Source organism: Sphingomonas sp. SRS2 (assembly GCF_000971055.1).
GTDB lineage: Bacteria > Pseudomonadota > Alphaproteobacteria > Sphingomonadales > Sphingomonadaceae > Rhizorhabdus.
Genome location: NZ_LARW01000135.1, coordinates 1 through 11,858 on the forward strand (window position 1 = coordinate 1; position 11,858 = coordinate 11,858).

The 11,858-nt window shown below is 60.9% G+C and carries 13 protein-coding genes; 11 read left to right on the forward strand and 2 right to left on the reverse strand.

The window, feature by feature from the left end:
* The 3 genes from WP12_RS26045 to WP12_RS20815 form a co-directional block, all read left to right on the forward strand.
* The coding region (locus WP12_RS26045) for a hypothetical protein (protein WP_235399231.1) at positions 1 to 334 on the forward strand (334 nt) is incomplete at its 5' end.
* 27 nt (positions 335 to 361) lie between these two features.
* Positions 362 to 1,192, forward strand: coding sequence for a type IV toxin-antitoxin system AbiEi family antitoxin domain-containing protein (locus WP12_RS20810; protein WP_046195586.1), 831 nt, complete (start codon positions 362 to 364; stop codon positions 1,190 to 1,192).
* Positions 1,179 to 2,096: a nucleotidyl transferase AbiEii/AbiGii toxin family protein gene (locus tag WP12_RS20815; protein WP_046195587.1), complete on the forward strand. Its 918-nt coding sequence runs from the start codon at positions 1,179 to 1,181 to the stop codon at positions 2,094 to 2,096. The genes WP12_RS20810 and WP12_RS20815 overlap by 14 nt, the downstream gene beginning before the upstream one ends.
* 81 nt (positions 2,097 to 2,177) lie before the next feature.
* Here the strand turns inward: WP12_RS20815 and WP12_RS23645 are convergent, their stop codons facing one another.
* Entirely contained in the window at positions 2,178 to 3,116 is a 939-nt protein-coding gene (locus tag WP12_RS23645; RefSeq protein WP_084691266.1) for a DUF2285 domain-containing protein, read from the reverse strand.
* 362 nt (positions 3,117 to 3,478) lie between these two features.
* On the opposite strand from WP12_RS23645, the gene WP12_RS20825 reads away from it, so the two are divergent.
* The 8 genes from WP12_RS20825 to WP12_RS23650 all read left to right on the forward strand — a co-directional run bounded on the left by WP12_RS20825 (position 3,479) and on the right by WP12_RS23650 (position 9,837).
* On the forward strand, positions 3,479 to 3,988 hold the full coding sequence (locus tag WP12_RS20825) for a helix-turn-helix domain-containing protein (protein WP_052730537.1): 510 nt from the start codon (positions 3,479 to 3,481) through the stop codon (positions 3,986 to 3,988).
* 307 nt (positions 3,989 to 4,295) lie between these two features.
* Positions 4,296 to 4,658 (forward strand): hypothetical protein, encoded by a 363-nt coding sequence (locus WP12_RS20830; protein ID WP_046195595.1) that lies wholly within the window; start codon positions 4,296 to 4,298, stop codon positions 4,656 to 4,658.
* Positions 4,659 to 4,887: 229 nt separating this feature from the next.
* The gene (locus WP12_RS20835) at positions 4,888 to 5,244 is read left to right on the forward strand and encodes a hypothetical protein (RefSeq protein ID WP_046195588.1); all 357 of its coding nucleotides are present in this window, start codon (positions 4,888 to 4,890) and stop codon (positions 5,242 to 5,244) included.
* A gap of 236 nt (positions 5,245 to 5,480) precedes the next feature.
* Positions 5,481 to 5,906 (forward strand): hypothetical protein, encoded by a 426-nt coding sequence (locus WP12_RS20840; RefSeq protein ID WP_046195589.1) that lies wholly within the window; start codon positions 5,481 to 5,483, stop codon positions 5,904 to 5,906.
* Positions 5,907 to 5,981: 75 nt separating this feature from the next.
* Positions 5,982 to 7,898 carry an FAD-binding oxidoreductase gene (locus tag WP12_RS20845; RefSeq protein WP_235399232.1) on the forward strand — a complete coding sequence of 639 codons (1,917 nt, stop codon included), beginning with the start codon at positions 5,982 to 5,984 and terminating at the stop codon, positions 7,896 to 7,898.
* Position 7,899: 1 nt separating this feature from the next.
* A complete protein-coding gene (locus WP12_RS20850; protein ID WP_046195591.1) occupies positions 7,900 to 8,583 on the forward strand; it encodes an iron reductase in 684 nt (227 codons plus the stop codon).
* Complete coding sequence (locus WP12_RS20855) at positions 8,580 to 9,275, forward strand: cytochrome c3 family protein (protein WP_046195592.1); 696 nt, start codon at positions 8,580 to 8,582, stop codon at positions 9,273 to 9,275. Before WP12_RS20850 ends, WP12_RS20855 begins: the two co-directional genes overlap by 4 nt.
* A gap of 208 nt (positions 9,276 to 9,483) precedes the next feature.
* Positions 9,484 to 9,837: a hypothetical protein gene (locus WP12_RS23650; protein ID WP_052730538.1), complete on the forward strand. Its 354-nt coding sequence runs from the start codon at positions 9,484 to 9,486 to the stop codon at positions 9,835 to 9,837.
* A 264-nt stretch (positions 9,838 to 10,101) separates the two neighbouring features.
* On the opposite strand, the gene WP12_RS20865 is transcribed toward WP12_RS23650, so the two are convergent.
* On the reverse strand, positions 10,102 to 11,448 hold the full coding sequence (locus WP12_RS20865) for a hypothetical protein (RefSeq protein WP_235399233.1): 1,347 nt from the start codon (positions 11,446 to 11,448) through the stop codon (positions 10,102 to 10,104).
* Between the last annotated feature and the right edge of the window lie 410 nt (positions 11,449 to 11,858).

Below are 11,858 nucleotides of genomic sequence, written 5' to 3' on the forward strand. Positions count from 1 at the left end.
GGCCAGACGGGCGCGCCGCCCACCTCCCGCGCTGCCGGGAGAGGCTTCAGACAACGCCGCCGCGCTCGGCGCGGCGACCGCAAGCCGGGCCCTCGGGGTCCGGCCCGCGCCATGCGATCGTTACCTTTGGCCGAGACCCGCTTTCGCGGGGCTCGGTGGCGGCCTGCGCAGCGCCGCCATAGAGCGCGGTCGGCGGTACGCCGAGGCGCAGAGCGCAAGCCAATGGAATTCGATGAAAGTGGTAGACGGCGAAAAACGTGCCGACTGGGTTTATGATCTTCCAAAAACACCCAGCACAATTAAGCTTTGGCGACTATATTCAAACTGGCGCTGAGTTTAGAGATGTGTTAATATCGATAATATGGTTCAGCTTAACGAACGAAAGTTAAACTGGCTGATGCGCACCTTGCCCGAAGGTCTGGTGGTCGATGCAGCATGGCTGGAACGGCACGGCTACAGCTCATCACTGCGCAGCCACTATGTCCAGGCCGGCTGGCTGGCCCAGCCCGCCCCCCGGGTCTATGCGCGCTCGCCGCTGCCACTACGCTGGGAGGATGTCGTCAAATCGCTGCAGAATCTGCTCGATCATCCGCTCGCGGTCGGAGGACGCACCGCGCTCGAAGAGCAGGGATTTGGCCATTATCTTCAGCAGTCCGCACGCAAGGTGCACCTCTATGGCGAGCAGCGCCCCCCGTCCTGGCTCGAGAAGCTCAACCTCGACGTCGCCTTCCATTACCACAACAGCGCGCGGCTGTTCGGGTCGCCGGTGGCAGGTCCCCTGCCCTCACCCAACCTGCACAGCGACGCGCCGACGGATTTCCCAAACGGATCGCTCCTGGCATCGGGAGGCAGGCTGTCACTGCCGCTGGTCATGAGCTCGCCCGAACGCGCGATATTGGAATGGCTGGACGAGCTCCCTGATCGCGAGAGCTTCCACCAGATCGACATGGTGATGGAGGGTCTCGCCAATCTACGTCCCTCGGCCTTGCAGTCCAACCTGGCCGATTGCCGCAGCGTGAAGGTCAAACGGCTCTTCTTCTTCTTTGCCGACCGCCACCGCCATGGCTGGCTGGCGCGACTGAACCCGGACGCGGTCGATCTGGGCTCGGGCAAGCGGGTGCTCACCAAGGGCGGCAAGCTCGACCAGCGCTACCTGATCACCGTGCCCGGGGAATTCCATGCCGCTGCATGAGGGCTATCGGCGGCAAGTCGCGCTGCTGATGCGCGCCCTGCCCACCGTCGCCGAAGAAGCCGTCTTCGCGCTGAAGGGCGGCACCGCGATCAACCTGTTCGTGCGCGACATGCCGCGGCTGTCGGTCGACATCGACCTCACCTATCTGCCGATCGAGGATCGGCCGACATCGCTCGCCGGCATCGACGCGGCACTGAGACGGATCGCTGCCGCGATAGAGCGGCGGATTCCGCAAGCGAAGGTGACGCCGAGCCGGCTCGACAAGGAGGAGGCGGTCAACAAGCTCGTCGTGCGGGCCGACGACGCGCAGATCAAGATCGAGGTCACCCCGGTCCTGCGCGGCTGCGTCTACGAGCCAGTGACGATGCGGGTTTCCGCGGCGGTCGAAGAGGCGTTCGGTTTTGCCGAGATTCAGACGCTGTCCTTTGCCGATCTCTATGCCGGCAAGATCGTCGCGGCGCTCGACCGGCAGCATCCCCGCGATCTGTTCGATGTTCGCGATCTCCTCGCGAACGAAGGTGTCAGCAACGAATTGCGGCTCAGCTTCCTTATATATGTTCTCAGCCACAGGCGCCCCGTCGCGGAGCTCCTCAACCCGAAGCGAAAATCGATCGAGACCGAGTTCGAGCGTGGCTTCGCCGGCATGACGGTCGAGCCGGTACCGCTCGAAGAGCTGCTTGCGGCCCGGGAAGCGATGATTGACATGATGGTGGGAGAGATGCCTGACCATCACCGGCAATTCCTTCTCGCGTTCAAGGCGGGTACACCCGAATGGACGCTGATCGATCTGCCGGGCGTGGAGACCCTGCCCGCGCTGCACTGGAAACGACAGAATCTCGACAAATTGCCGCGCGAAAAACGGACCGCCCTGGTCGACGAATTGAAGCGACTCCTCCAGCCTTGAGTTTTGGCGTGAGCGCGGCGTTCTCTCAAACCCGGCCATCACGCTGACACAGAGATCTGCGCCGCCACGAGACCGTTCGCTTCATCCCTCATCGCTCTTCAAGATAGCACGGTAGCCGCCGCCAGCGAGGCGTCGCGCTTCGCGGACCAATCGCTGCACCTTCAATCGAAGATGATCGGATGCACCGCGCCATTCCGATCGGACGACCGCTGTCCCGAAGATGGCATTGGCGATATCGCGGTGCGTGGCGCCGACAGTCACGCCATCGAGCGCCTGGAGCATGCGTGCCCAGCGCCAGGCTCGCTTTTCGCGCGGCCGAAGTGATCGCGGCACCCTGCCTTGTCTCGCCAGCTCTCCAAGCCTTTTGAGGGTGAGCAGCTGAGGAGAGATGCCCCAGATCCCCGGCAACACGACCCGTGGCCGGATCGGTCCATCAAGAACGGTGCCTGCGGCAAGATCCAGCCGCAAATGCACGCCGCTCTGACGCAGCAGGACCCGTTCGCCCCCGCGAAGTCTGGGTTGCACGAACAGTTCGCCGCCAATCGCGGCAAGATCCACCGCGACCGGATCATCGGGCGCCGCCGGCTCCGCCTCCATCAACAGGACATGCGGATCGACATCCGCATGCCAGAATATCCGCGCGGTACCAGCTGGGAGATTTTGGTCTTCCGGATAGGATAGGCCCCATGTCCTAGCCGACGCAGGATCGTCAGGGATTATTTCGACCGACCCCTCAGCAGCATGAGACTGGTGGGCGAAGGCTGAACCGAGGGAGCGATATCCCGGATCGCGCCGCACGAACTCCCAGGCAAGGCCCGCTCGGTCGAGATCATACAGCGCTTCATAGTGGGTGGGATTTTGCCAGTCGCCGTCAGGGAAGGCTGGAGTCATTTCAGCGTCTCCTACATCCCTGTCCCGTATAATTGATCTGAATATTCCGTGGTTTGTCATTGAAAATATTTCAAATCTCGTCGCTGCCGCAACATCGCGCGCCAACGTCGTCGAGTTCTGCCGTGTCATCGGCAGACTCTGGAATAAAATCGGCACATATTGTCGGGTGTTCGGGCGGTACGCGCGCAACAGAGCGACACGCCCCTTAGATTTCAATAGACTTCAGTCCAGTCAAGTCCGCATATCTCCGTAATCATTACGGTATTGATCCGGTTTGGAGATATCTCCTCTTGAAATGGGCACCGTGGCAAACAAATGATCGCCATAATTGAAGATTTTCCGACATTTTACTTGAACGGCATTGGATAATATCGGGAGTCGACAGGTTTCACACGGGAGTTGCTCTTGGCTATCCACCACGCGACGGCAAAAACACAGGCAGTCGTGGAATATTGCCAGGCAGGCGCCAGGGAGCAGAACAGGCTTTGACGATGGAATTCGGCACAGATGAAAAGGAAGATGATCGTGCTCATGTTGCGCTGCTGACCAAGGCGGTTCAATCGATCCGCAAATCACGTCGCATGAAGCCTTCCGAGGTTGCGGCGGCGATGGGGCTTCCCGTACGGACCTACGAGCATTTCGAGCGAGGCACTGGCAAGGTCAGCTATGCACGAATTGTCAGATTCGCGCACGCGACGGACAGCGATCCTATTGCCATTCTGGCTGCCCTCCTCATGCGTTCAACGGATTTCGCGCTGCACTGCGCCGATAACAAGCTCATGACGATCATCATTGCGGCGTTTCGCCGGCTCGATGAGGAATTGGGACCCGATATCAGCTACCTGAGCCCGTCTATCCTCGTCAGCGCCCTCGAAAAGCTCTGCAACGACCTGATCGGAGAGGTGAGACGGCGTGATCAATTCGCCGAGCGCTGGATGGAAGAGAATGTTTCCAAGGTCGCTGGAGCGGCTATCCGCGGGAAACGACCCAAAACCACCTGATATATATTGGCGAAGGAAGAGCGCGAGTACGTGGTGCCTCCGCGACCCCGGGGCCGCATGGGCTCGACCGGAAACGCCCGGCAGGCGCGTAACGGCGGCGTCCTCGCTGAACCTCGATTTCCAATTGGCTGATTGCGACGCCCAGCCTTCCCATCACAACGGGCTTGTCTGCGGAACCGGTCGCCCACCTTGGTAACAATACGCATTTTGAGCCAGGACGTTGGTCCATAGTCTCGGCGGCGAAGAGAAGGTTCTTCGCCGCCGCGTTCCTTTGGCGGTCTGGCAAATCGACCAAGGAGATTTCGACATGCTGCTCCAGAAGAAGATCACGTTCGCGCTCGCCGGCCTGGCCATGCTGGGTGCCGCGCCCGCCTTCGCCGCCGGCATTAGCCACAGTCTATTCATGCGCGGTTCGATCGTGGGCATCGATACCACTGGACCGGTGGTGTGCGTCGGCAAGGCCGATGGCGCGACTGTCGGGCAAGTGCTCCATGTCTATCGTACGAAGGCTGTCCCCGGGGCTGGCTACAAGGGAGCAGGCCCCGCCTACCGCCGCGACCTCGTCGGACATGTCAAGATCGACCACATCTTCGACGATCATTTCGCCCATGTGAGCGTCGCCGACGGGACGCCGGCGGTGCACGATATCGTCGAACTCCGCAGGAAATGACCAAGACGCGGGGGACGGATACGCCCTCCCCGCCAATTGATGGCCAGCGAAAAGGACGACCAAGCGCCGCGCCGACACCCCATGAATCCCTCACGGGATCGGCGTCAGCAGACCCTCGGGAAACGCTGGCGCATGTGACCGTTCCGCCGGAACTTTCCGGGCTGTGGCTGACGCGCTCGTCCGACGGACTCTGGCGACCACATTCCCTCCAAATGGTGGAGATAACCCGATGAAAATGCCCCTCACGATCTCAACCGGGATGATGATGACCGGTCTCAGCGCTCTCGCGTTTCTCGGCACGCTCAGCGGCTGCGGCCCAAAGGCTGATGGAACGCAAGACCAGACGGTCCCCAATGCCGCCGCAGGCGCGGCAGCCGCTGGTGCAAACCAAAGCGCCGCAGCCACTGCGGACGACGATATGGCGACCGAGATGGATGAGCTTCACCGGCAGGAAATGGACCACCGTGACATGCGCCAGGGCGGATCGACGATGCCCGATGCGGCCCCTGCGGACATGCCCGCCACCAGCCCGGACGCGCCGATGAAAGACGCGCCCATGAGAGACGCGCCCATGAAACATATGTGAGCGGCACACTTCATCTCCACGCGGGTTTGGCAAAGGCCGGTCACCGACGAGAGCCGCCCCGTCACCCTCTCAGATATCGTCGGCGCACCGCCCGTGGCTACACCGATGCCAGATCTCCTCGCTGCCATCCGATACCCGTCCGCGAAGCTACGTAGATCAATCCGGACAGGAGCATGGTTCATGCAGGAGGTCACTGCGGCTCGATCCTCGCCCGCGGCCACTCCGACGGAGTATATATGATGATTAAGTCACATCGATCCTGCTTGCGCTTGCTTGCACTTGTTGGCGCTATCTTGCTGTCACCCGGCATCGCGACCGCCCATGGGCAGATGGCGGGGCAGGCTTCGACACAATCATCCATGCCCGCCAGCGACAGGGCAATGCCATCCGGTGGCATGATGGAGAATAACGATGCGATGCCGGACATGGCCGGCATGCCCATGCATGAGGGCATGAAAATGCCTATGCATGACGGCATGAAAATGCCTTCGACCATGCCTGCAATGGCGAAGGACAAGCCTGGCTGCTGTGCCATGAAGAAGAAAATGCCCATGGCCCAGCCGAAGCACGCCAGACACCGCCGACATGCCAAACCTGCAGCGGCCAAGCCCGCCCCGATGCCAGCTACGGCGAAGCCGATGCCCATGAAGGACGACATGTAGGAAAACGCTCAAGTGAAGCGCCCTCACAGCAACAGCGACGCGCTCCAGTTGTCGCGGGCAACGACGAGGAGCGGCATGATGTTCGCGCTGGCGGTGATCTTTGGATCATCGCCAGCGTCTGCGCAGCTGTCAGCGGCCGAGCACGCTTCACATCATCCCGGCGGTGGTGCTGACGCGCCGCCCGCCATGCCGGCTTCAGGGAAAGCGATGAGCACTCCGTCTCCAGCGGGGACAGCACCTGCCAATCCAATGGCAGGAATGATGAAGCAGATGATGGGGCAGATGATGCCACCATCGTCAGGAACCAACATGGGCTCGTCGGCGGGCATGTGTTGCGGGTCGATGGGTGCCAAGCCCTTCTATCCCTCAATGATGGAGTGGCCAGCTCTGACTGACGAGGCCCGGCGCGCGATCCGCGCCGAGGCGCTCAATCGCCTGGGTTCGGGCGCCAAGGTACTGACGACCGAGCAATACCGGCTTCGCCATGCCCTCATGTCGAATGACTTTGGCATGGCCCAGGACGCGATCAAAGCCGCCCGCGAAGGCCTTGCTCTCACGGACAGCGGAGCGAGCGCCCTCAGGGGCCTCGACGAGGGCCGCCCTCCCCGACAGATCGCGTTGAGGTGGTTCAAGGACCAGACGGGTATCGAGGGAAGCGATCAGATTAGCTCCGATGACGGGCTGGCGGGGCTTTCCTGGTGGCACCTGATCGCGATGACACTCCTCATCGCCGCACTGGTTGCGGCGCTGCTCCTGCGGAGCGCGCGTCTGCGCCGCATCACACGCCTGGTGGAGAGGCTTACGCCCCCATCCATGCCTCTTGTCGCAGCAGCGCCGGGCAGCGTGATACCGCCATCAGCGCCGGCAGCCACCCCGTTGCCCGGCGGGGTGCCGACGGCGGTTCAGCGGCCCTGGAAAGGAATCCTGCGGATCAAAGCGATCTTCGATGAAACACCCAACGTCAAAACATTCCGCCTCATGGAGGCTAACCAAGGATCGATCCCATTCACGTTCCTGCCTGGTCAATACGCGACGGTCACGTCTGAGATCGAAGGTCAGAAGGTTCGCCGATCCTACACGATCTCATCATCACCTACGCAGCGGGATTATGTCGAACTCACGATCAAGCGCGAGCAATATGGGCTGGAATCTCGGCACCTGCATGACCACGCCGATATCGGCGATCTCCTCGAAGTATCGGCCCCTGCAGGCAGGTTCTTCTTCACCGGCAAGGAAGCTGAGGGCATAGTTCTGATCGCCGGCGGCGTTGGCATCACGCCCATGATGAGCGTGCTGCGCAGTCTCACCGATCGTTCCTATGAACACGATATCTACCTTCTCTATGGCGTTAACACACCGGCGGACCTGATCTTCAAGGAGGAGTGCGACTATCTCGCCCGCCGCCACACCAGGCTTCACGTCGCTTACATAGTGTCGAAAGCCGATGGTACCGACTGGGCCGGGCCTGTCGGTTATATGACGGCAGATTTCATCACGGCTTCCGTTCCGAACATAACACGCAGACGCGTCCATCTTTGCGGTCCTCCGCCGATGATGGAGGCGGTCAAGGCGGCGCTTGGACAGCTCCAGCTACCCCCGGATCAGATCAAGACCGAGGAGTTTGCGCCTCCGACGGGCGGCCCTGTTGCAGACACCGAACCAACGATCCCGGCTGCAGAAGACATCCCTGCGTCCCCGCCCGTACAGTCGGCACCGACTTTTCCATCCGCGCACGCAACCGTCGCTTTTTCAAAATCGGGAAAGACCGGCTCGATCACGCCCGACCAGTCGGTCCTTGAGGCGGCCGAGGCCATCGGGGTTGTCATCGACTATGAGTGTCGGGCCGGCACCTGCGGGCGGTGCAAGATCCCGATGCGCCAGGGGCAGGTTACGATGGAAGTGGAGGATGCTCTCGCTGCCGACGAGAAGGCCGGCGGCATCATCCTTGCCTGTCAGGCAAAATCCGCAGGCGATCTCGTGGTGGACGCCTGACATGACCGAAACCGAGAAAGTGACGGTCGGCGCTCTCGTCAGTGCCCTTGCGCTGCTCGTCCTTGCTTTTCTCATTCATTCCGCGCCGCGGTTCCCTGGGAGCCTGACGGGAGGCATATTCGGTATCGCGGCCACCCTCCTTTTCCTCTTCTTGCTTGCCTATACCGCCGTCAAACGGCTCCCTTGGGCTAAAGAGCGGACGAAAACCTTCGTGTCGCTCGGCGGGTTGCTCAGCTTTCATGTTTACGCCGGTGCGATCGGGGCTTTGGTCGGCGTCATCCACTCAGGTCACAAGTTTCAGAGCCCGCTCGGCATCGCGCTCGTCATGGCCATGCTCACCGTTGTGATCACCGGCTTCATCGGACGATATTATCTGGTCCAGGTCGGCCAGGAACTGAGGGTTCAACAAAGTGAACTAAAGATATTGCGCGACCGCTACGACGCTCTTGCTGCAGTTTCGGCGAACCTGCGCGGCCAGAGCATAGTCGACGCGACGGGGCTGTCGCTCGACACACTGATCGGGGCGATATCGGACCTGGAATTCGCGATCAGGGCGCGTGATGTCATCAAGGCAACCCTTGCGCGGTGGGTGATCCTGCATGTTGCGGCGGCAATCATCATGTATGGCCTGCTGGCATTGCATATCTGGAGCAGCGTATATTTCGGCTTGCGCTGGCTATCATGAAGCACGCTACCCGACTTTATTTGGTGCTCGCGATCGTCACGGTGATTGCCGCGATTGCCGTGCCATTGACGGTTTACCGGTCGGGCAGCACAGCACTGCCTCCATGGGCGGCATTCGTCCGTCCCGGCCAATTGTCGAGCGCCCATGCGTTTCTGGAAGGCAAGTGCGAGAGTTGCCACACGCCCAATCGGGGTATTCAGGCCGAAACATGCATCGCCTGTCATGTGTCGGCGCCCCAACTGCTGGTGAAGCCGGCGACTGCATTCCACGCCAATGTAGAAGAATGTGCAGGGTGTCATGTCGAGCATCAGGGCAACAGCGTCCGCCCGACGCGGATGGACCATGGCGTGCTCGAAAAAATCGCAGCGCGGGGAAAGGACCATCCCACAGCGCTCGATTGTCAGTCGTGCCATACACCCCGAGACAAGCATCAGGGCTACTTCGGCAAGGAGTGCGCCAGCTGTCATCTCGCCACCAGCTGGAAGATCAGCGGGTTCCTGCATCCAAGCCCGAGGTCAACCGAATGCTCGCAATGCCACAAGCCACCGCCGAGCCATTACATGATGCACTTCGACATGATGGACAAGATGATCACCGGCGAAAAGGAGGCACGCGTCGAGCAATGTTTCAGCTGCCACCAGACGGACTCGTTCAGCAACATCAAGGGTGTCGGCATGGTGAAAGTCCATTGACCCATCCTCAAGGACGCGCGGGCCACCGCTGAGACATCGACACCACGGCGCGGGCTAGTCGCGGTTCTCCCAATATGCATCTCCCCGTCAGGCATCCGTAACAAAACGTATATTGTGGAGCCCGCTCGAACGTCATTGCTGCAGGCGAGTCTAAGACAAAACTGATCTGGCCGCTCGAGCGCCTCGAACCTCCCGAAGGAACAAAGCCATGCATAAATTCCCGCGTTACCGGGCCGCCCTGATCATTCCCGCGATTGCCTCGCTCCTCGCCCTCTCGGCCGGGCAAGCATGGGCGGACGAAGGTTCGCCGGTACCTGCCGGACAGGTCAAAAAGCTGACCAAGCAAGCCTATGATGCCGGCGTGAAGCAGGGCAAGCGGCAGATGCATGATCAGATGATGCACGATCATCAGATGGGGATGACGGCCTCCCGTGGGATGCAAATGGGTTGCGGAGGCAAAGCAGGATGCAAGGACGGCATGCCGATGGGTCCGAAGGCGAAGCAGAATCCAGCGCCGCCGGCCGCGGACAAGCCCGCCATGCCCATGAACGACGACATGTAATAATTCCGGCCGCAACAGGAAGCCACGCCTGAGGACCACGCGGACCCTTGCCAGCGACCGCTAATTCCTTGTTCCGCGGATCACCGGAACTGCGTCGCTCTATGATGCCTGTGCGCGGATGTTCGAAGCTCGGGCGCGCGATTCCGTGAAGTCCTCTGGCGATGGCGGCATGCAGGGCTCAGCCCGAACCTCCCGTGACAGTGCGGCGAGTTACAGGAATATTGCCAGCACGGGAATGTAAACCGCCTCGCCATTCAGCCTCGATCACTCGGACTGTTGATCATCCCGGCAAATTGACGGCAGACAGCCTGAGGGTGCGCGCAGGACCGGTGCGAACCCTCCCCCTGTCGTCCGCATGTTCGTGGTCTGTCCCTGATAGAGCCTTGCGGCCGTCATCATTGTTCGGCCTTCGTAGGTGTAGAGTCGGACATCAATCTTCCGCATCTGCCGCACGCCATCGAGTGATATCGAACGTGCGGCCGGGGCTACATAGGCCTGGGCCACGTAGTCGCTCGTCAAAATCTGCGCCCATACGGCTTTGGTGAGCTTGTCGCCCCGATATGCCGCCCTGCTGCCATAGCCGCGTGCCGGCTTGAAAAACAAATGCCTGCGCTCTGTCCAAAGGCGGTCAGCTTTCGCGGCTGTGACGAGCTCCGTTATCGGCACGCCTTGTCTGAGCGATTCCACCGCAGATCGCCCAACTCCCCAGCCAAGCAACAATGCGGGATCCGATAGCAGCGTCAGGTTACGCTTGTCCGCCAGCAAAGCATGAAGATGCGGGTTTGGCGTTAGCACAACCAGGCCCTCGAGATAGGCGCGGCGCAGTGCGGCATGGCCCGGCGCGTCGAGGGCGAAATCGACGAGGCGATTATACACGAGATCGATCCGCGCTCCGCTCGCGGTTCGAAGCGCGCCGTCACGACATTCCAGTTCTGCCGGATCGGCGATGATCACTTGCAAGCCATGACGCTCAAGAATCTTCTGGATGAGCACGAATTCGGGGTACAGATACTGTTCCTGTGGCCCATCATCCACGATGGCGATGACCTTGAGCGCACCAGTAGCACGCTGATGCCGCCATTCCCTGAGGAACATTTCCAGGACGGCCGAGGAGAAGTCGTCGATCGACGCAATTCGTGCTGCCGCCCCGCAGCAAGACAGTTGCGCCCGCCCAAGGACCGCGTTGAGCGCTGCACCGCCGGCATTGGTGTTGATTTCGATCAGCGCGGGGCCCTCCGCCCCCACATGAAAATCATAACCCATGAAAACACCGCGTGGACCAAAATCGCGACGCGCACTCTCATGCGCCCAATCAAAGACCCGGTCACGATACCGGGCATTGCGAGCGACGGCCTCGATCGCTTCAATGATGGATTGCATCTGCGCGAAATGAACGTCGCTGATGAAGACCGCCACGTCGGCAAACAAATGGGGGTGCGACCCGGCGAGTGATGCGCTGAACGATGGGTCGCCGGTTTCGCGAGCAAGCGCATCAGATAGGGCGGAACGATCGAGCGTAAGGCAAACACAGTCCTGATTCAGGCCATTGTTATCAACCTGGGAGCTCTGAGGGCCGCCACCATCGCGGATCGACGCCTGTTTTTCGCTCATAAACCTTCCAATCTCAGCCATGTCGTCTCACCGCAGGGCGGCAGCGATCGAGAGACGACGGGCGGCTCAATAGGATCCAGTGGCTTGCGACCGACATCGTCTTCCCATCATTCTCGCATTTCTTCTCGGTGAGGCGGTGCGATGACCGGAAAACGATGGCAGGTCGATCCCATTCCTGCATTGCACCCGGACCGTCCAACGGACGAAACCCTGGAACATCCGCCTTCTAGCAGGGATTCGACTTGGCGCTTTCAACCGCCCCCAACACCGGGCTTCCCGGTAGCTGTAGATCGGCGTGCAAAAAGGACCCCCTTAGCGGGGTGATCGGCGTCTAAAAGGGACCCCTCATTTCGATGGTTTAAACGGCCGACTGGATTGTCAGTTGGCGAGATCGGGATGTTGGTTGTGGA

Coding starts and splice junctions, on each gene's coding strand:
- WP12_RS20825 (WP_052730537.1), top strand. CDS start 3,479: ATGGAATTCGGCACAGATGAAAAGGAAGATGATCGTGCTCATGTTGCG.
- WP12_RS20845 (WP_235399232.1), top strand. CDS start 5,982: ATGATGTTCGCGCTGGCGGTGATCTTTGGATCATCGCCAGCGTCTGCG.
- WP12_RS20810 (WP_046195586.1), top strand. CDS start 362: ATGGTTCAGCTTAACGAACGAAAGTTAAACTGGCTGATGCGCACCTTG.
- WP12_RS20855 (WP_046195592.1), top strand. CDS start 8,580: ATGAAGCACGCTACCCGACTTTATTTGGTGCTCGCGATCGTCACGGTG.
- WP12_RS20835 (WP_046195588.1), top strand. CDS start 4,888: ATGAAAATGCCCCTCACGATCTCAACCGGGATGATGATGACCGGTCTC.
- WP12_RS20865 (WP_235399233.1), bottom strand. CDS start 11,448: ATGAGCGAAAAACAGGCGTCGATCCGCGATGGTGGCGGCCCTCAGAGC.
- WP12_RS23645 (WP_084691266.1), bottom strand. CDS start 3,116: ATGACACGGCAGAACTCGACGACGTTGGCGCGCGATGTTGCGGCAGCG.
- WP12_RS20850 (WP_046195591.1), top strand. CDS start 7,900: ATGACCGAAACCGAGAAAGTGACGGTCGGCGCTCTCGTCAGTGCCCTT.
- WP12_RS20830 (WP_046195595.1), top strand. CDS start 4,296: ATGCTGCTCCAGAAGAAGATCACGTTCGCGCTCGCCGGCCTGGCCATG.
- WP12_RS20840 (WP_046195589.1), top strand. CDS start 5,481: ATGATGATTAAGTCACATCGATCCTGCTTGCGCTTGCTTGCACTTGTT.
- WP12_RS23650 (WP_052730538.1), top strand. CDS start 9,484: ATGCATAAATTCCCGCGTTACCGGGCCGCCCTGATCATTCCCGCGATT.
- WP12_RS20815 (WP_046195587.1), top strand. CDS start 1,179: ATGCCGCTGCATGAGGGCTATCGGCGGCAAGTCGCGCTGCTGATGCGC.